This window comes from Glycomyces paridis (genome assembly GCF_004912155.1).
Classification (GTDB): Bacteria; Actinomycetota; Actinomycetes; order Mycobacteriales; family Micromonosporaceae; genus Glycomyces; species Glycomyces paridis.
This window is the reverse complement of sequence record NZ_STGX01000007.1, coordinates 94,742-111,899: the sequence shown is the minus strand read 5'-3', so window position 1 is coordinate 111,899 and position 17,158 is coordinate 94,742. Positions and strand designations below refer to the sequence as shown.

At 72.0% G+C, this 17,158-nt stretch carries 17 protein-coding genes and 1 pseudogene; 7 read left to right on the top strand and 11 right to left on the bottom strand.

The annotated features are described in order from the left end of the window. Window positions 1-45 precede the first annotated feature (45 nt). Window positions 46-567, bottom strand: coding sequence for a septum formation initiator (locus E9998_RS11020; RefSeq protein WP_136529755.1), 522 nt, complete (start codon window positions 565-567; stop codon window positions 46-48). 112 nt (window positions 568-679) lie between these two features. On the opposite strand from E9998_RS11020, the gene E9998_RS11015 reads away from it, so the two are divergent. Continuing rightward, window positions 680-1,372, top strand: a complete 693-nt coding sequence (locus E9998_RS11015) for a response regulator transcription factor (protein ID WP_136529754.1) — start codon at window positions 680-682, stop codon at window positions 1,370-1,372. Next, entirely contained in the window at window positions 1,369-2,628 is a 1,260-nt protein-coding gene (locus E9998_RS11010) for a HAMP domain-containing sensor histidine kinase (protein ID WP_136529753.1), read from the top strand. Before E9998_RS11015 ends, E9998_RS11010 begins: the two co-directional genes overlap by 4 nt. Window positions 2,629-2,774: 146 nt before the next feature. On the opposite strand, the gene E9998_RS11005 is transcribed toward E9998_RS11010, so the two are convergent. Both E9998_RS11005 and E9998_RS11000 read right to left on the bottom strand, forming a co-directional pair. Next, window positions 2,775-3,533 carry a polyphosphate polymerase domain-containing protein gene (locus E9998_RS11005; RefSeq protein ID WP_136529752.1) on the bottom strand — a complete coding sequence of 253 codons (759 nt, stop codon included), beginning with the start codon at window positions 3,531-3,533 and terminating at the stop codon, window positions 2,775-2,777. Further along, window positions 3,530-4,129 carry a DUF4956 domain-containing protein gene (locus tag E9998_RS11000; RefSeq protein WP_136529751.1) on the bottom strand — a complete coding sequence of 200 codons (600 nt, stop codon included), beginning with the start codon at window positions 4,127-4,129 and terminating at the stop codon, window positions 3,530-3,532. Before E9998_RS11000 ends, E9998_RS11005 begins: the two co-directional genes overlap by 4 nt. A gap of 330 nt (window positions 4,130-4,459) precedes the next feature. On the opposite strand from E9998_RS11000, the gene E9998_RS10995 reads away from it, so the two are divergent. Both E9998_RS10995 and E9998_RS10990 read left to right on the top strand, forming a co-directional pair. Beyond that, window positions 4,460-5,572: a helix-turn-helix domain-containing protein gene (locus tag E9998_RS10995; protein ID WP_136529750.1), complete on the top strand. Its 1,113-nt coding sequence runs from the start codon at window positions 4,460-4,462 to the stop codon at window positions 5,570-5,572. Between the two features lie 20 nt (window positions 5,573-5,592). After that, on the top strand, window positions 5,593-6,135 hold the full coding sequence (locus E9998_RS10990) for a PIN domain-containing protein (RefSeq protein ID WP_136529749.1): 543 nt from the start codon (window positions 5,593-5,595) through the stop codon (window positions 6,133-6,135). A gap of 4 nt (window positions 6,136-6,139) precedes the next feature. On the opposite strand, the gene E9998_RS10985 is transcribed toward E9998_RS10990, so the two are convergent. Continuing rightward, window positions 6,140-7,045 (bottom strand): glycosyltransferase family 2 protein, encoded by a 906-nt coding sequence (locus E9998_RS10985; protein WP_136529748.1) that lies wholly within the window; start codon window positions 7,043-7,045, stop codon window positions 6,140-6,142. After that, entirely contained in the window at window positions 7,038-8,057 is a 1,020-nt protein-coding gene (locus E9998_RS10980; protein WP_240037566.1) for a sulfotransferase, read from the bottom strand. The genes E9998_RS10985 and E9998_RS10980 overlap by 8 nt, the downstream gene beginning before the upstream one ends. A 210-nt stretch (window positions 8,058-8,267) precedes the next feature. Between E9998_RS10980 and E9998_RS10975 the strand changes: the two genes are divergently transcribed. Genes E9998_RS10975 through E9998_RS25290 form a run of 3 tightly spaced genes read left to right on the top strand, consistent with a single transcriptional unit; the run spans window position 8,268 to window position 9,709 of the window. Continuing rightward, complete coding sequence (locus tag E9998_RS10975) at window positions 8,268-9,101, top strand: WecB/TagA/CpsF family glycosyltransferase (RefSeq protein ID WP_192907080.1); 834 nt, start codon at window positions 8,268-8,270, stop codon at window positions 9,099-9,101. 33 nt (window positions 9,102-9,134) lie between these two features. Continuing rightward, window positions 9,135-9,392 carry a hypothetical protein gene (locus tag E9998_RS25295; protein WP_158299778.1) on the top strand — a complete coding sequence of 86 codons (258 nt, stop codon included), beginning with the start codon at window positions 9,135-9,137 and terminating at the stop codon, window positions 9,390-9,392. Continuing rightward, window positions 9,389-9,709 carry a type II toxin-antitoxin system PemK/MazF family toxin gene (locus E9998_RS25290; RefSeq protein WP_158299777.1) on the top strand — a complete coding sequence of 107 codons (321 nt, stop codon included), beginning with the start codon at window positions 9,389-9,391 and terminating at the stop codon, window positions 9,707-9,709. The genes E9998_RS25295 and E9998_RS25290 overlap by 4 nt, the downstream gene beginning before the upstream one ends. A 4-nt stretch (window positions 9,710-9,713) precedes the next feature. Here E9998_RS25290 and E9998_RS10965 read toward each other — a convergent pair whose 3' ends face one another. From E9998_RS10965 to E9998_RS26745, 6 genes and pseudogenes are all read right to left on the bottom strand, one after another. After that, window positions 9,714-10,445 carry a class I SAM-dependent methyltransferase gene (locus E9998_RS10965; RefSeq protein ID WP_136529746.1) on the bottom strand — a complete coding sequence of 244 codons (732 nt, stop codon included), beginning with the start codon at window positions 10,443-10,445 and terminating at the stop codon, window positions 9,714-9,716. Window positions 10,446-10,469: 24 nt separating this feature from the next. Continuing rightward, window positions 10,470-11,942, bottom strand: coding sequence for an MATE family efflux transporter (locus E9998_RS26265; RefSeq protein ID WP_136529745.1), 1,473 nt, complete (start codon window positions 11,940-11,942; stop codon window positions 10,470-10,472). Between the two features lie 152 nt (window positions 11,943-12,094). Then, window positions 12,095-12,766, bottom strand: a pseudogene (locus E9998_RS26260) (sulfotransferase domain-containing protein); the annotation flags it as partial. Window positions 12,767-12,824: 58 nt separating this feature from the next. Continuing rightward, window positions 12,825-14,075, bottom strand: coding sequence for a hypothetical protein (locus tag E9998_RS10950; RefSeq protein ID WP_136529744.1), 1,251 nt, complete (start codon window positions 14,073-14,075; stop codon window positions 12,825-12,827). Further along, the gene (locus E9998_RS10945) at window positions 14,072-15,475 is read right to left on the bottom strand and encodes a hypothetical protein (protein WP_192907079.1); all 1,404 of its coding nucleotides are present in this window, start codon (window positions 15,473-15,475) and stop codon (window positions 14,072-14,074) included. The genes E9998_RS10950 and E9998_RS10945 overlap by 4 nt, the downstream gene beginning before the upstream one ends. Then, complete coding sequence (locus E9998_RS26745) at window positions 15,472-17,136, bottom strand: Wzz/FepE/Etk N-terminal domain-containing protein (protein WP_136529743.1); 1,665 nt, start codon at window positions 17,134-17,136, stop codon at window positions 15,472-15,474. Before E9998_RS26745 ends, E9998_RS10945 begins: the two co-directional genes overlap by 4 nt. Window positions 17,137-17,158 lie beyond the last annotated feature (22 nt).

The window sequence follows — 17,158 nt, the reverse complement described above, 5'->3', positions numbered from 1 at the left end:
TCAGGGCCCCGGAACCGCGCGGTTCCGGGGCCCTTCGCGTTCCCGTCAGCCGTCGTCGCCGTCGTCATCCGTGGCGTCGTCTCCGGCGGAGCCGAGCTGCGGGACGCCGCCGACGCACATGACGGAGTACTCCTCCTCGTCGGACTCGCTCTCGAACTCGATCTCGGCGTCCTCGCCCGGGGCGGTGTCCACATTGCTCACCTTCCAGCCCTGCGCGGGCGCCCACCACTCGATGCGCACCCGCGAGCCCTCGCACGAGGCGAGGAAGGTGCCCCCGTCGCCGCCGAAGACCTCCTCGCCGGTCTCGGCGCCCGCGCTCGGCGCGGACTCCAACTGCCCCGTCGGCTCGGGGGAGGCGGGCGGCGTGGACTCGGCGGCCGCGTCGTCCTGCGGTGCGGGCGTTGAGGACTCGGCCTCGGCGAGCGCGGAGAGCACGCTCTCCTCGGACATCGGTTCGGTCGGCGGGTCGAGGCTGCCGCTCTGCGCCAGCGCCACCGCGCCGATCCCCGCGGCCACGGCCACCGCCGCGGCTCCCGCCCATCCCGCCACTGCCCATCTGCGTTCCATGCCACCAGAGTGCCGGACCGGTGGTTAAGGCCGCGATAAGGGCGCTCTAAGCCTTCTCCGACGGGGCTCCGGGAGTGGATTCGGAGGCCCTCGGCCGCATAGAGTTCCGGCCATGGCCCAACTGCTGCTGATCGAGGACGACGAGCGCGTCCGCTCCGCCCTGATGCGCTCGCTGCGGGACCTGGGCCACCAGGTGTCCTCGGCGCCCGACGCGATGACGGGCCTGCGCGCGGCCGTCGACCACCGTCCCGACCTGGTCGTGCTCGACCTCGGCCTGCCCGACCTCGACGGCTCGCAGATGCTGCGGATGCTGCGGGGCGTCTCGGACGTGCCGGTGATCGTGGCGACCGCCCGCGACGACGAGGACGAGATCGTGCGCGTCCTCGGTTCGGGCGCCGACGACTACGTGGTCAAGCCCTTCACCGCCAAGCAGCTCGACGCTCGGATACAGGCGGTCCTGCGCCGCACCGGCGGCGCGCCCGCCGACCCGGCGGTGACGGTGGGGCCCTTGCGGATCGACCCGCGCGGCCGTTCGGCGCACCTCGAAGGGCGACCGCTCGACCTGAGCCCCAAGGAGTTCGACCTGCTGCACTACCTCGCGGCCCGCGCGGGCGAGGTCGTCGCCAAGCGGCGCCTGCTCACCGACGTATGGGACCTGCCGTTCGGCGGGGCCGACAAGACCGTGGACGTGCACCTCGCGTGGCTGCGGCGCAAGCTCGGCGAGACCGCGCAGGCCCCGCGGTTCCTGCACACCGTTCGCGGCGTCGGCGTCAAGCTCGTCGACCCGAGCGGGGAGGCGCGATGAGGGCCCGGTTGACGCTCCTGGTCGGCGCGACCGCCGCGCTCATCCTGCTGGCCTTCTCGATCCCCCTGGCGATCCTGCTGCGCAACAGCGCCGCGCAGGAGGCCATCGCCGCGGCCGAGCAGGAGGGCACGTTCCTCACGCCGATCGTCAGCTCAGGGGACGTGGCGCGCACGGAGACGGCCGTGCAGACCTACAACGCCCAGGCGTCCCACCCCGTCACCGTGTTCTGGCCCGACGGCACCGTCACCGGCGTCGACGCGCCGCGCTCGGACGCGGTCGAGCTCGCCTCGCACGGGCGCTCGCTGACCGCCGCGACGTCCACCGGCCGCGAGATCCTCTACGGCATCGGGCTTCCGGACGGGAACGCCGTGGTGCGCATCCACGTCTCCGACGAGCGGCTCACCGATGGCGTCGCGCGTTCCTGGCTCCTGCTGGGAGCTATCGCCTTGGCGCTGTTGACGTTCGGTCTCACCGTCGCCACGCTCTTCGCCGGACGGCTGCTGGTGCCGCTCAACGACCTCGCCGCCGTCTCGCACCGGCTCGCCGAAGGCGACCTCGCCGCCCGCGCCGACGCGGCCGGGCCCGCCGAGGTCCGCAACGTCGGCACGGCGCTCAACACGCTCGCCGACCGCATCCGCGAGCTCCTCGAGGGCGAGCGCGAGCGCGTCGCCGACCTCTCGCACCGCCTGCGCACGCCGCTGACGGTGCTGCGACTGGAGACCGAGGCGCTGTCGGACCCGACCGAGCGCGAGACGATCGAGCAGGCGGTGGGCGAGGTCGAGCGGGCCGTGAACGCCGCGATCCGGGACGCGCGCAACCCCGCGGGCGCGGGGTCCTGCGACGCCGCCGCGGTGGTGGCCGAGCGCGTCGAGTTCTGGTCGGCCCTCGCCGAGGACACCGCCCGCGAGTGCCGGGTGCGGCTCGCGCCCGGCCCGCTGCCGGTGCGGCTCTCGGCCCCGGACCTGGCCGCTGCGATGGACTCGCTGCTCGCCAACGTCTTCGCGCACACCCCGGACGGCACGCCGTTCGAGGTGCGGCTGACGCCCCGCTACGAAGGCGGGGCCACTGTGGAGGTCGCCGACGAAGGGCCGGGCCTGCCGAACCTCGCCGTGTTCGCCAGGGGCCGCAGCGAAGGCGGCTCCACCGGCCTGGGCCTGGACATCGCCCGCCGCGCCGCCGCCGCTTCGGGCGGGCAGCTCGTGTTCGGCCAGGGCCCCGGTGGGACGGGCGCCCTCATCAGGCTCGGACTCGGCTAGGAGCGGGTCGAGGAGCCCGCTCCGGGAATCTCGGCGCCCGCCGCATCGCCGGTGACGCCGCACCGCGGCATCCGTTGCGCCGCACCCGTGCGCCCCTCCGAGCCGGCGAATCGGACACCGTTCCGGCATCCGGTCCACCGCGATCCTCAAGCGCCCGTGGGAAAGCAGTCGCGCCGCGCCCGCGCCCACGGGTTCGCGCCGGTGCCCGGTGCGAGCACCGCGACCGCGAGGCAGTACTTCGAGACCGAGACCGGCCGCTGCCCGATCGCCCACAGGAGACGGTCCGCCGACCCGCCGGGCTTCGCCGCCTTGACCTCCACGAGGCACATCGGCCGTGCCACGACCGTGCCCCGGTCGGAGACGCACCGCAGGTCCTCGTCGCACGTGATGCGCACGCCCGCAGCGAGATGCACGAGCGTGTGCCGCCGGTAGTCGGTGCGCAGCCGCGCCTCCAGGCCGGGCGGGACCGCCATCCCGTACGCCTCCCAGAGCGTCGACGCCAGGTGCCCGGCGGCCTCAGGGGTGATGCGTGCGGCGTCGGCGGCGGCGTACGGCAGACGCTCCTTGACCGTGTCCTGCCGCGCCCCTTTGACCTTGACCTCGAACGCGCACTCGCCGGAGTCGGCGTAGAGCCGCGTGCGGACCTTGAAGCGGCGCCGCCGCCCCTGCCGGTGCTGGCGGTACGTCAGGAGGTCGGGGGTGTCGAAGTACACCGACTCGTACGCGAACCGGCGCCTGCCGCCGATGTCGAGGCAGGCCCACTCACCCCCGGCCGTGAGGTACCCGAGGAACCGCCGGTAGGCCTCGGGCTCCAGCAGGTACTTCGTGTCCACTCTGGTCTGGAGGTCGGCCGAAGCGACCACCGCGTCGAGTCCGGCGCCCGGCAAGTACTCCAGGGCGCTCATCGCGTCCTCGCCAGCGGCACGGTGCGCTCGGCGGGGCCGACCGGGGCGGGCAGCGGCCGGAACCGCACGTCCACGGTCATCGTCTCGCGCACGTAGTCGGTGTCGATCACCTCGAACTTGCGGACCGTCGCGTCCAGGCGGTGTTCCAGGTCGGCGTGCAGCCGGGACTCGTCGCGGTGGACGGTGTCGAGGACGACGATCCGGTGCCGCGACCGGTTCGCCAGGCGCGGATGGTCGGCCACGTACATCGTCGCGACCAGGAGCACGCTCAGCCCGATCATGACGGCGGGCTTGGACGCCCCGATCCCGTTGATGAGCCCCAGCGCGAGCGCCGTGAAGTAGTAGCCGACGTCGCGCTGGGAGATCTGGTCGGAGCGCAGCCGCAGGATCGACAGCACCCCGAACAGCCCGAACGCCAGGCCCAGGCTCACCTGCTGCGAGAGCATGAGCGCCGAGACGGCGAAGACGCCGACGTTCAGCGCCACGTAGGCGAGCGCGAGGTCGGTGCGGTGGTGGCGCCGGTAGTAGATCGCGCACGCGAGCACGGTGATCGCGAACAGGTCGACGGGCAGGGCGAGTGCGAGCGCGAGACTCAACGGGTCCTCCTCAGCGGATGCGCCGCCGGTTCCGGCGGCATGTGGAGAACCGTAGGCGCGCAGAGGTTAAGGCCCCGATAAGCCGTGAATAAAGGGCGGACAAGCGGTGAACACGAGGTGCACTAGTTGCGATCCAGGAGCATTGGGTGGGTGTCCGAGGTTCTGGTCGGCAAGCCGAACGAGAGCAACCCGAGTCGGGCGAGCATGGGACGAATCGAGTGACTGGATACTCACGCTAGGTCATGGTTCAGTGAATCATTCAGGTAAAACTTCTGCATCGATCGGAGTGTTGCTCAACACAGTCTTGCAATGATGTGCGATTATCGCACTATGGCAGTCGAAAGTGTGTGGAGCGAGATCGGCAATCGCGTCAAACAGGCACGGCTGGCGGCTGGATTCTCCCAGGAAGAATTGGGCGCCAAAACCCGGCTAGACCGAACGATGATCGTGAAGATCGAAGCGGGTACTCGGCGCATGGACGCGATGGAGCTCGCTCGGATCGGTGCATCCCTCCAGGTGCCCATCGACAGGTTGTTGCAGGACCCACCTCTGGTGGTTTCGCGCCGGAACGGTCTGGAGACCGAAGAGGTCGGTGTGGCCGAGTCGGCTGGGTATCGGGCTGACACCGTCCTCTTCTCGTGGTTGCGGGATGTTCGCCAGCTCATCGATATTCGCCAGTTGTGCGTCAGAACGGTACTGCAGTATCCAGGGGCGGTGAAACAGTCCTCGGACGCGCGGATCGCTGCGCAATGGCTTCGAGACCGACTCGACCTGGGAATTGGGCCCACCGGCAGTTTGATGACCGTGGGAGAGAGCGCAGGGTTGCTCTTCGCAGTCGAGCCGCTGAACGACCCGAAGGACGGATTTCACGATGGTGCGGCAGTACACGACGGCGAGGTCGCGGTATCGGTCGTCGACGTCAGGTCTGATTTCAACCGCCGCAGGACCACCGCCGCACATGAGCTCGGGCATATCGTGCTGGGCGACGAGTACGCGAGCGATATCGGCGTCCACGCATCGAAGAATGAACGCGAAGCCGTCATCGAGGCATTCGCCTCAGAGTTCCTCCTGCCTGGGGCCGCGGTTGCAGTGCCTGACGGGATCCTGCGCCGCTCGGCTCTGGTGAAGCTGGCGGCCGAGTACAAGGTCTCTTGGTCGCTGGCGGTGTTGCAGGCGGGGTTGACAGGTGTGCTTGATGAGCGCGAAGTACGTCGATGGCGCCGAGAGACGCCGACCCGCGCTGATTTCATGGACGCCCTCGGGTGGTCGCCGCAGCCGGATCTAGAGAAGGTCCGGGTTCCTCCGTCCGTGGCAAAGGGGATCATGGGGTCGTATCGCGAAGGGCTCATCACCAAAGCGCGTGCCGTCGAGATGATGCGCGGGCATATCAAAGAGCATGAGCTCCCCGACTTCGATCATGAAGAGGACGACGTCGAGCCGTGACTCGAATGGATGCGGGAACTATGCCCGAGTTGGTTTTCGATGCCACCCCGCTCATACATTTCGCTCGAGCCGACCGTCTCGACGTGCTCGGCGACCTCATGTCTCCACGACGCTGCGCCACCACGAGCGCAGTGAGAGAAGAGATCATGCATGGGGGCTCGATCCATCCGCACCTGCACGACGTGCTCGATCTGGAATGGATCGAGGTCCTCACCCTCGACGATCCGGCGCGGTTGCTGCGATTCTCTGACTGGATGCGACGCGTCGGCGTCACCGATTCCGGAAGGAACATCGGTGAGGCCAGCGTGTTCGCGATAGCTGAAGAGTTTCAGGCGACTGCCGTCGTCGATGATCGGGATGCGGTTCGGGTGGCGCGAAGGCATGGCGTCACGGTGCATGGAACAGTCTGGCTGCTGGCACGCGAGTGCAGCGACGGAAAGCTTACGGAGACCAACGCCTGCAATATCATCGACGCGCTCAAGGATACTGAGATGCGATTGCCGTGCACGGGGATGGAATTCCCCAGATATGCCGCCTCCCATGGACTGAAGAATTGGCGCTGAGAGGTCAGATGCCGCGGCCGCGGCGGTGCAGGGCCGCCATGACCGCCGGGACGCCGACGATCCCGGCCGCCGCGGCCGCGGCGACGGCCGCGCGCGGCTCGCCCGGGTTCGCCCTGGTGGCGCGCAGGGCCCACCGCAGGGCCTCCTTGCGGTCGCCGATCGCCGCGTGCCAGCACGCGATCTGCCCGTAGACCCGCGCGGCGCCCTCGGGGCTGCCGTGGATCTCGGGGTGGCGGTCGAGAATCCACCGCAGCGAGGAGATCTTGGTGTCCCAGCGGGTCTCGAAGTGCGAACCGGCCCAGTTGACAAGGGCGTACGGCACGTCGACGTGCGCGATGGGGCGGCGCCGCGAGGCCCGCAGGAGCATGTCCCAGTCCTCGTTCTGGCTGCCGGGCGCGTCCTCGGCGACGAGCCCGAGCCCGCCGAGGAGGGCCGAGCGGCGGAACAGGAACGTCGAGGAGTGGAGCATCATCATCCGCGACCTGAGCAGGTCGACGTGGCGGACGCTGGTGCGCTGCGCCAGGCGCGGGTTGCGCCGCCCCCGGTAGTCGACCTCGATCGCGGTGGTGCACAGCTCGGCCTCGGTGCCCAGCGCCGTGACCTGCGCGGTGAGCTTGCCGGGGAGCCATTCGTCGTCGTCGTCGAGGAACGCCACCAGATCGGTGTCGAGGGCGGTGATCCCGGTATTGCGGGCCCCGGCGAGCCCGGGGGTGCGGTCGTTCTTGACCACCGTCACCGGTCGCTTCCCGTCGGAGGCGAGCGCCTCCTCGGGCTTGGCGCGGTCGAAGACCACGACGACCTCGACGGCGCCGGGGTAGAACTGCGTCAGGACCGACCGCAGTGCGGCGCGGACCTGCTGGGGGCGGTCGTGGGTGGGGATGACGACGCCGATCGAGGGCCAGTCAGTCACGGGCGCTCACCTCTTCTCGCGCGGGCTCGTCGGCGACGGCCTCGTCCTCGGCGAGGTAGCCGTAGCGCCCGAGCAGGGGGCGGGTCAGGGTCGAGACCATCCGGCGGGTGCCGTCGGGCAGGTCCTCGGTCCAGGCCTCGTCGGGCCGGATGGGGATGCGGCCCACGGTGAACCGCATCGGGTTCCCGGCGGCGGAGTGGCTGGGGCCGAGGTCGGCCCAGCCGTCGCCGAGGAAGTTGAGGTCGGAGTCGGCCAGGTCGAGGCCGCAGAAGCGCGCGAGGGAGGCGATGACCTTGCGCGGGCGCTGGATGACCCGCTCGTAGCGCACGCGCCGCACCGGGACGCCGCGGCGGGCGAGCAGGCTGAACGCGGCGTTCTGCGCGTTCCACAGCAGCGCGGCCTTGGCGGGGGAGTAGCGGGTCATCTGGTCGCCGGTGGGCGACTCGGGGCGGCGCACCTGCTTCGTCCACGAGTAGGCGACGCCGCGCGAGTCGCGCACGACGTGCAGGACCCGCAGGTCGATCTTCGGCGACCAGCGCAGGCAGTAGGCGAGCGAGGCGTGCTTGGAGGAGTCGACCACGACGTTGGCGCGGGTGTCCTTGGCGGCGGCGGTGTAGATCTTCTCGAAGTACTCGGCGTACTCGGTGACCAGCTGGTGCTGGGCGGGGGCGAGCTTCTTGGAGGCGAGCGCGGGGATGTGCCGGGTCCGGTCGACGGTCGCCTTGAGGGCGTTGAGCCGCTCCAGGTCGACCTCGTCCCAGGACCCGAAGGCCCGCTGCCCGATCCGCTGCCAGAACTCGCAGTGGGAGAACGTGGCGCCGCACGCGCACATCTCGTTGCCCACCAGGTCCCGCTCCCACAGGTGGGTGATCTCGCCGAGGGGGACCACGCCCGGCAGCTGCCCGAGCAGCCGCTCCAGGAGCGTCGTGCCGCTGCGGCCGAGTCCTCCGATGAAGACCACCTTGACGGGGTTCTCGGACCGTTCGGCCGTGTCGGCGATCTTGACGCTCACTGGTTTCCTCGCTCACCCTTGCACTGTCGTTCGAACGCGCTGCCGTGCGCGAGCGCCGCCGCGCCCCTGGGGTGGCGCGGTGCGCGGGAGGGGCCGCGGCTGCCCGCGGGAGCCCCCGATGCTCCTATAACGACCCGGGGTGGGGTCGGGGACACGCCCTGCGGTGAAAATTCCCGGAAAAACGCGCGCCGGCCTCTAGCGTCTGTTGGCATGGAGCGCTTGGGCCCTTCGCGCACGAGCCGTGCAGACGGCGCGCACACCCCGCCGCCGTCGCCACCCCGGGGCCGGGTGCGCTTGGGCGGCATCGGCATCGACCCGGTCACCGAAGCCGAGGCGGTGCGGCGCGTCGTGGACGCGCTCGAATCGGGGCGAGGCGGCGCCATCGTCACCCCGAACGTCGACATCGCCGCGGCCGTGCGCCGCGACCCCGACCTCCGTGCACTCGTCCTGGAGGCCGACCTTGTGGTCGCCGACGGGGCCCCGCTGGTGTGGGCCTCCCGCCTCGCCGGCGACCCCCTGCCCGCGCGCGTCGCGGGCTCGGACCTCGTCTGGAGCCTCTCGGCCGCCGCCTCCGAACGCGGCCTGCGCGTCGCGCTCCTGGGCGGCACACCCGACGGCGCCGCCCGCCCCACCGAGCGCGCCGCCGAAGTCCTTGAATCGCGCTACCCCGGCCTCAAGGTCGTCGGCGCCTGGTGCCCCCCCATGGGCTTCGACCGCGACGCCTCCCAATGGAGCGCCCTGGTCGACCGCGTCACCGCCGCCGCCCCCGACCTCGTCTACGTCGGCCTCGGCTTCCCCAAGCAGGAACGCGTCATGTCCCGCCTGCGCCCCGCCGCCCCCACCGCCTGGTTCCTCGGCTGCGGCGCGAGCGTCGACTTCATCGCCGGCTACCGCCGACGCGCCCCGAAATGGATGCAGCGCACCGGCACCGAATGGCTCTTCCGCATGTGCTCCGAACCCCGCCGCCTCGCGAGCCGCTACCTCCGCGTCGGCGTCCCCGAAGTGTGCCGCCTGTTCGCCGAGGCCGTGCGCTCGCGAAGGTAGTCGTCAAGGTATGCCGTTTGGTATACTCGCGATATGAATGCGATGACCACCATCAAGGTGCCGGTCGAGCTTCGCGATCGCATCGCGAAGCTCGCCGAGCACCGTCACCTGACGATGGCCGGCGCCGTGGAGCGCGCCATCGACGTCGCCGAGGAAGAGGAGTTCTGGGCGAGGGCGCGAGCGGTCATGGGCTCGGCCGACGCCCGCGACGACCTCCGCCGCGAGAGCGAGCGGCTGTCGGGGACGATCCGCGACGAACTCGAACCCGAGGACTGGAGCGACCTCTTTTGAACCGCGGCGACATCTACCTCTGCGACTTCGGCGACCCGATCGGCCATGAGCAGGGACACCGCCGACCCGCCGTCATCGTCTCGCGCGACGACATGGCCCGCTTCGGGATACCGGTGGTCGTCCCGATCTCGCGGACCCGCAAGGACTACCCGACCCACGTGGAGCTCGAAGCGGTCCTGCCGGTCACGAGCTACGCCCAGTGCGAGCACCTCCGGACCGTCTCGACGCAGCGGTTCGTCAAACGGGTCGGCGTGGTCGACGGCCTCCAGATGATGCGGATCGAACTCGTGCTGCGCCGGATCCTCGGCCTGACCTGACCGGTCAGCGGCGGCGGGCGATGTAGACGACGTCGGTGGCCCACTTGGACATCGGGGAGGCCAGGGCGCCGTCGGCGGCCTTGGAGAGCCAGCCCCAGGGGGCGCGGTAGCAGCCCTGGGTGAAGAGGGTGAAGCCCTGCATGCCGACGAGTTCGAAGCCGTGGCGGGCGAACAGGTCCCGCATCTCCTCGTGGGAGAGCTCCTGGAACCAGGTGGAGGTGTCCAGGCGCCCGAAGGTCTTGCGCAGATGGCGCAGCGAGGAGGCGTTGCCGTGGTTCTCCACCAGGAGCAGGCCCGCGTCGGCGTCCGGCAGGGCCATGGACGCGAAGTCCATGAGCTGGTCGCGCAGGTGCAGGTCGACGTTGAGGACGAACCGGAACGCGGTCACGAGCGCGGGGCGGCCCGGGTCGGTCGCCGGCAGGGCCAGCCCGGGGTCGACGAGGTGCGCGTGGCCGGGCGTGCCGAGCTCCCTGCCCTTGCGGAGCATGGCCTCGGAGGTGTCGTAGCCGTGCGAGACGGCCACGAGCCCGGCGAGCATCCGGGAGACGCGCCCGGTGCCGCACGCGAAGTCGTGGTGCGTCGGCGGCCTGACGAAGGCGTTGGGCACGAAGCCGCGCAGCCAGCCCGCCTGCCGGTTGGAGACGATCGACGAGAACGTCCCCGGCGCGTAGGTGCGCTCGGCGTACTTCTCTACCGCGGTCGGGTCCCTGAAGACCTCGGTGTAGTTGCTGGCCACGAAGTTCCCCTCAAGATCGGCGAGTCAGATGCTCCTCCGATACCGCAGGAGCGCCACCGCCCACGCGAGGCCCGCGGCCGCCAGCGCGGCCGACGTCCACAGCGGGCCGAGCGGCGCCGCCGCCAGGGGCACGGCCCCGAAACCGAGGCCCGCCGCGAGCAGCGCCCGCCTCGTCAACGCCCCGAAGGGGTGCAAGCCGTACGTACGCCACAATTGCGCGAGTGGAACCAAATTATTGACCAGAACGGCGGCCGACCACGCGATCGCCGCGCCGACTACCCCCATCGTGGGGATGAGGGCCAGATTGAGCCCGACGTTGACGACCAGTGAGATCAGGACGTCGATGAGCTGCCACGAGGTCTTCCCCGCCATCGACAGCATCGAGTCGACCACGCCGCACGCCGAGGAGAACATCATGGCGGGCACCAGGATCCACACCACCATCCGCGCCTCGTCGGTGGCGTACTCGCCGCCGAACAGCCGCAGGTACCAGTCCGCGAGGAGCCCCACGCCGAGGTAGACCGGCCACGTCAGCGACACGATCCACGCCGTCGAGGCCTGGTAGAGCGGCCGGGCCGCGCCCGGGTCGCCCACGGCCATCGCCGCGGCCGCGCGCGGCTGCACCGACTGGCCGACCGCGCCCGAGGCCATCTGACCGACGATCACGAACCGGGTCGCGACGGTGTACACCGCGGCCGGGCCGAGCCCGGCCAGGGCCGCGACCATGATGATGTCGAGGCGCTGGAGCCCCAGCTGCGCCACCCCGGCCGCGGCGCGCGGTGCGGTGAAACCCCAGAACGCGCGGGCCGAGACCCGGTCGGGGAAGCCCGCCTCCGGGCGCGAGGCCCGGTAGCGCCGGTGCAGGTACCATGCCGCGGCGAAGGCCGCAGGCAGGTACGGCAGCACCCACGCGAACGTGATGTGCAGCGCGGTCGCCGTGCCCGCCAACGCGATCACACCGAGCCCGACGAGCTGGGCCACGGTGCGCCCGAGCTTGTCGATGAGGACCGAGGGCCCCATGAGCCGGTAGCCGCGCGTCGCCGCCAGCAGCGCCTCCATGGCGACCGATGCGGGCAGGAACAGCGCGATGAGCCGCACCAGGTCCGGGCGCGCGAACATCGGCGCGACCAGCAGCAGCACGAGGGCCGTTGCCATCGACGCGGCCGCCGCGGGCCACAGGCCCAGGCGCAGGACCGAGCCGATCGCGCCGTCGCGGCCGTTGCGGTGCAGGCGCGCGACCCAGTACACCAGCCCGGTGGGCGTGCCCAGGCGCGCGATCGACCCGGCCAGCAGGAACACCGAGGTCGCCGCGAAGAACGCGCCGGCCTCGGCCGGCGAGAGCGCCACGGCCGCGAGCCAGGTGACCGCCAGGCCCCCGATGCCCGAGACCGCCGCCCCGACCAGGTTCGCGAGCCCGCCGCGGGCGGTGCCGCGCAGCTCGTCCCGGCTCTCCTCGCCCTGGTCGGCGGGCGCCGCCGACGCGGTAAGCGACGCCAACTCGGCACGCTCCCGAGCCAGTCCGCCAAGCGCTCGTCATAGGGCCCGTAGTGATCGGTCAGCAGCTCCCGCAGCGAATCCGACATCGGCGAGGGCCGTCCACGGGCGTTGTGGCGCGCGAACGCGAACTCGCCGAGCCACGGCAGCCCCAGGAACCGCAGGACGCGCTCGAAGGCGTCCTCGGGCCTGGTGAAGAACTCGCCGGAGTCGAGCACCAGCACCCGGTCGCGCCCCACCCGCTCGGCAAGGGGCTCAAGGAAGTCCGCGTACTGCCCGCGCGCGGTGTACGCGTGGTGCTGGTGGTCGAAGCTGTAGTGCCCTGGATCGGAGCGCAGCCGCTCCTCGACGCCCTCCAGCCGGGAGGCCTCGGCCGCCACGGCCTCCTCGAAGTCGGCTATCGGCTCGAAGCCGCGCGCCACCTCGTGCGCGTGGTGCGACCACGCCCGCTCCACCGGGTCGCGCACGAGCACGATCACCTTGACGCCCGGCAGGTCGCGCGCGAACCGCTCGGCCGCCAGCGGGTGGTACAGGTAGTACGGGCTCGACTCGAAGGCCACCGGCGCCAGGCCGGTGTGGTCGGCGATGCGCCGCGCCCCCGCCTGCGTCGGGAAGTGCCCCCGGTACCACGAGGGCCCGCGCCCGTAGTTCGTGTCGAAGTAGTGGACGCCCTTGTGGAACACCGGCTTCAGCACCGCCGGGTGCTGCGCCAGCGCCCGGTACAGGGAGGTCGTGCCGCATCGCTGCCCGCCGCAGACGAGCAGGCCCGGCAGGACCCGCGAGCCGGCCGTCAGGCGCCCGAAGGTGCGCGAGGAGCGGCCGACCACGGCCTTGAGCTGTCCGGGAATCCGCTCCCGCAGGGTTCGCTGGCTCACGTGTCGCTCCTCAACGCCGGCCGTCGGTGGCGCGCTGGCGCGCGATGTGGCGCAGCAGGGTCGGCAGGAGCCAGCGGCCGAGGGCCCCCAGCGCCGCCCCGGCGCGCTCGGCCTGGTCGCCCATGTAGCGGGCGGCGAGGTCCACGAGGTACAGCAGCGCGGTCGGCTCGGCCTCCGAGGGCGCGACCCCCATGGGCGCCAGCACGGCCGGCGCGTCGGCTACGAGCGCGAGCACCGCCGTCGTCGGGTCGTCCCCTTTGGAGACGATGTCGTCCTGGAGGCGGTAGTGCGCGGCGTCGAAGCCGAGCGGGACGCCGGTCTCGAAGCGCTCCAGGTCCCACAGGTACACCGCCTCGGCGGTCTCGCGGGTGTTCCACGGGGCCCAGTCGCCGTGCCAGGCGCCGAAGCGCATCTCGGTGGCGGCGTAGCGGTCCAACAGTGCCGTGCCCGCCGTCTGGAGCGTGTCGGCATCCGGCTCGGCGCGCTCGGCGAGGACCTTGAGGCGGTTGCGCAGTCGCGCGGCGTAGTCGGACTCGCCCAGCGGCGAGCGGTTCGACCCGCAGCAGGCCGCGAACTCGCGCATGGCCGCGAGCCGCCGCGGCGGACCGGCGTCGGCGGGCGCCGCCCAGGCCGGGAGCGCCGAGGCCACCATGAGGTTGTGGCCGTTCCACTCTCCCGAGTGCACCAGCCGCGGGACCCGCACCAGCTTGAGGTCGCACAGCTCGCTCAGCCGCCTGGTCGCCGCAGTCTCGGCCTCGACGAGCTCGCGGGTGAGCGCGTTGACGCCGAGCTTGGCGAACGCGACGGTGTTCGCGTCCCCGTCGAGGATCTGGAGCACCGGCTTGCGGTTCGCCCGCGCCGGTCCGATGTGGATGCTCAAATGCACGTCGTGGCCCAGCACCGACGCCAGGTGGTCGTCGATGCCCTCGGCGCCGCCGACCGCGACGCGGTGCGGCAGCAGCAGCCGGTCCAGACCGAGGCGCAGCGCCCACACCGCCGCGTCCCGCTTGAGCCGCGCGCCCCGCGCGGCCGGCCGCGAATAGCGCGCCAGCGCCGCCGCCGCGACCTTGCGGTCGGCGGCGGGGATGAGCACGCGCGGCTTGCGCCGCCCCGGCACCACGATGTACGGCCTGGCCGTCGCGTCGCGCTTCGCCGCGGCCGGGGCGTGCAGGCCCCCGCCCGGATACAGCTGGTCGACCACCTCGGCGAGGTAGGTCGCCCGCCTGCGAAGGTCGTCGGCGGTCTGGAGGGCTCGGCTCATCGGTACTCCGTCTCTGTGCCTTGAAGTTCGGTGCCGTGAAGAGGCGCCAGGGCCTCGGGTGTTCGGTTGGCGGCGAGGAGGACGTAACTGAGGAGCGTCAACAGCAGCGGCGTGACCAGGGCGTTGTAGTAGAACATCGTGATCAGCGAGAACCCCACGACCGCGCTCCCGGCGATGCCCACCGCGCTGTGGTCGGACCGGAAGCGCCACAGGACCGCCAGCGCGAAGCCCAGGTACGCCACGGTCCCCGCGATGCCGTGGGCGAACATGACCTGCCACAGCTGGCCGTTCCCGCCGAGCGTGCGCCCGCCGCAGCGCGGGCACTCCGGGGTCGGCCCGACCGCGATCGACTCGCCCGAACCGAGGGTCTTGCGCGTCGAACCGAAACCGAGCACCGGCGAATGCGCCACCACCAGCTCCGTCGCGCGCTCCGAGGAGAACGCCCTGCCCTCGTCGGAGTGCCCGTTGTCCATCCGCGCCTGCACAACCGTCCCCAAAGGAGTGAGGACCACCAGGAGGACCGCCGCGCACCCGGCCCCGCCGAGCGCCAGCATCCCTCCCGGCCTGCCCGACACCAGCAGCCGCAACGCGACGAACACCGCGATCGCCGCCAGCCCCAGCCACAGGCCCCGGTTCATCGAGTACACCGCCGGGACCAGCGACACCGCCAGCAGCGCCGCCGCCCCCACCCGCCAACGGGTGCGCACCGGCAGGCAGAACGCCGCGACCACCAGCCACACGGCCGTGATCGCGAAGTTGTTCCCCCACGTGTTCGTGTAACCCCACGGCGCCGCCGGACGCGGCGTCTCGTACCCCAGGAAGTCCATCGTCTGCGCCGCCGCCGGATGCACCAGCGACTGCACGAAGCCGTCCTTCGCCACCGACTTCGGCAGCAGCGCCTCCACAGGGGACGTGTACTCGAAGTGCCCCGCGAACGTCCCCAGCAGCCCGCCCGCCACCGTCACCACGAACAGCCACGCCAGCAGGACGACCAGGCGCTCGCGCCGCAGCCTGCCCTCGACCACCAGGTTGTACGCCCACAACGCGATCAACGTGCAGCAGCAGTAGAACCCGAGCCGGAACGTCGCACCCGGCAGATTGTCCAGCCACGTCCCCGCGACCGTCCCCGGCGGATCCACCCCGAGGTTCGCCAGACTCAGCGTCACCGCGACCAGGAACAGCATCCACCACCCGAACGCCGGCGGCACCGCGATCGAACGCCTGCGCACCAACCGGACCGCGGCCACCGCAGCCGCGAACGGGATCACCAGCACGCCCATGCCGAGCGCCCACCACAGCGGATACGCCGCCAGCAGCAGCGTCAGCGTCGCACCCTCACGGGCCGAGGCCTCCGGGACCCGCCGCAACCCGGCCGAACGCGCGGCCGCCAGGAGCGTCATCGCGGATCGGCAGTCTGCGCCGCCTCCACCGCCGGGAGCACCTGCGTCGACGCCCCCATCGGGTCCTCGCCCTCGACGGCGTCCAGCGCGTCCGTCGGCGTCTCGTCGGCCGACACCACCGGCGCCGGAGCGAGCTCGCGGCGCGCCGTCGGCAGCGGCACCGAGTTCATCGGACCCAGCACGCTCGGCAGCAGGACCGCGCCCAGCAGCGGCGTGTCGATCTGACGCATGCTCACCGCGGCCGCCGCCGTCTCCACGATCGCGTCCCGCCGCGACTGCACCGCCAGGATCACCGCGTCCGCGTGCCCCGCAAGCAGTTGAGCATCCGCCGAACACGACAGCGGCGGCGCGTCCACCACCACGAACCGGCCCGCCTCCGCCAGCTTCGCGAACGTCTCCGCCGCGGCCTCGCTCGTCGGACCGGCCGCCCGCGCGGCCGCCCCCGGGCCGATCACCGACAGGCTCGGCTGCCGCGGCGCCGCCTGCGTCGCCTCCGCGAGGTCGACCCGCCCCGACCAGACGTCGGCCAGGCCCGGGACCGGATCGGTCCCGAACAGCTCGGGCAGCCCGACCGTCGTGCTCGGGTTCGCGGCCACGGCCGTCACGCGGTCGCCCGCGCGCGACATGGCGGTGGCGAGGTTCGCGGCCACGACGCTCGCGGCCGGGCCCGGGGCGACCCCGGCGACGACGATGACGCGCTGGCCGTCGGTCAGCTGGGAGGCCACGACGTTGCGCAGCTGGGAGAAGACCCGGCCGCCGGGGCTGTAGGCGCCGAAGACCTCGCGGCGCTGGAACTTCACCGCGGGCGGCACGGTCGCCAGGACGTCGAGTTCGCACCGCTCCACGAGGTCGGTCGGGTAGGCGACCTTGCGGGCCAGGCGGTGCCGGGCCCAGGCGAGCATGAGGCCCAGCGGGAGGCCGACGCCCAGGGCCGCGGCCAGGTTGAACGGCGCGTTCGGGCTGATGGGCGACTCGGGCGTGGAGGCCTGGTTGATGACCCGGCCGGGCGAGACGGCGCTCTTCTCGGACTCCAGGGCCGCGACGGCGGCCTCGGCCTCGCCCGCCTGGCGCTCCAGCTGGTCCAGAGTGGACTCCAGGGAGGCGCGTCCGCCCGCGTCCGGCTCCATCGCGGCCAGGTCGTCCTCGGCGGCCGCGATGTCCTCGGTGATCGCGTCGAGGCCCGCGGTGCCCGAGGCGATCGCGCTCTCGAGCGAGGCGGTCGCGCCGCCGCGCCGGTGCGCGAGGTAGGCCTCGCTGAAGGCGACCGTCCCGGCCTTGGCGGCCTCGGGGCTGTCGGCGCGGAAGGCGATCTCCAGCACGGCCGTGTTCGGCGGCACCGTGACCGACACGCGCGAGACGAGGTCGGCGGGCGAGTCGGCGCCGAGCGCCTCGGCCGCGGCCTCGGCCACCTCGGTGGACTTGACCAGCTGCGCCTCGGTGTCCAGGTTGACCTGTCCGGCGGTGCGGGCCCCGGTGACGGCGGTGTCGCCCGCGGTCGGCAGGACCAGCACGGAGGCGGTCGACTCGTAGACGCGCTCGCTCGCGGCGGTGTAGGCCACTCCGGCGGCGAGCGCCACGGCCACCGTTCCGACGATGAGCCACCACGAGCGGCGGACGATGACGCCGTAGTCGGCGAGGGTGCGGGCGGCAGGGGTCCTCAACGCGAAGGCCTTTCTCGTTCAC

Coding starts and splice junctions, on each gene's coding strand:
- E9998_RS11020 (WP_136529755.1), bottom strand. CDS start 567: ATGGAACGCAGATGGGCAGTGGCGGGATGGGCGGGAGCCGCGGCGGTG.
- E9998_RS11015 (WP_136529754.1), top strand. CDS start 680: ATGGCCCAACTGCTGCTGATCGAGGACGACGAGCGCGTCCGCTCCGCC.
- E9998_RS11010 (WP_136529753.1), top strand. CDS start 1,369: ATGAGGGCCCGGTTGACGCTCCTGGTCGGCGCGACCGCCGCGCTCATC.
- E9998_RS11005 (WP_136529752.1), bottom strand. CDS start 3,533: ATGAGCGCCCTGGAGTACTTGCCGGGCGCCGGACTCGACGCGGTGGTC.
- E9998_RS10995 (WP_136529750.1), top strand. CDS start 4,460: ATGGCAGTCGAAAGTGTGTGGAGCGAGATCGGCAATCGCGTCAAACAG.
- E9998_RS10990 (WP_136529749.1), top strand. CDS start 5,593: ATGCCCGAGTTGGTTTTCGATGCCACCCCGCTCATACATTTCGCTCGA.
- E9998_RS10975 (WP_192907080.1), top strand. CDS start 8,268: ATGGAGCGCTTGGGCCCTTCGCGCACGAGCCGTGCAGACGGCGCGCAC.
- E9998_RS25295 (WP_158299778.1), top strand. CDS start 9,135: ATGAATGCGATGACCACCATCAAGGTGCCGGTCGAGCTTCGCGATCGC.
- E9998_RS10950 (WP_136529744.1), bottom strand. CDS start 14,075: ATGAGCCGAGCCCTCCAGACCGCCGACGACCTTCGCAGGCGGGCGACC.
- E9998_RS10945 (WP_192907079.1), bottom strand. CDS start 15,475: ATGACGCTCCTGGCGGCCGCGCGTTCGGCCGGGTTGCGGCGGGTCCCG.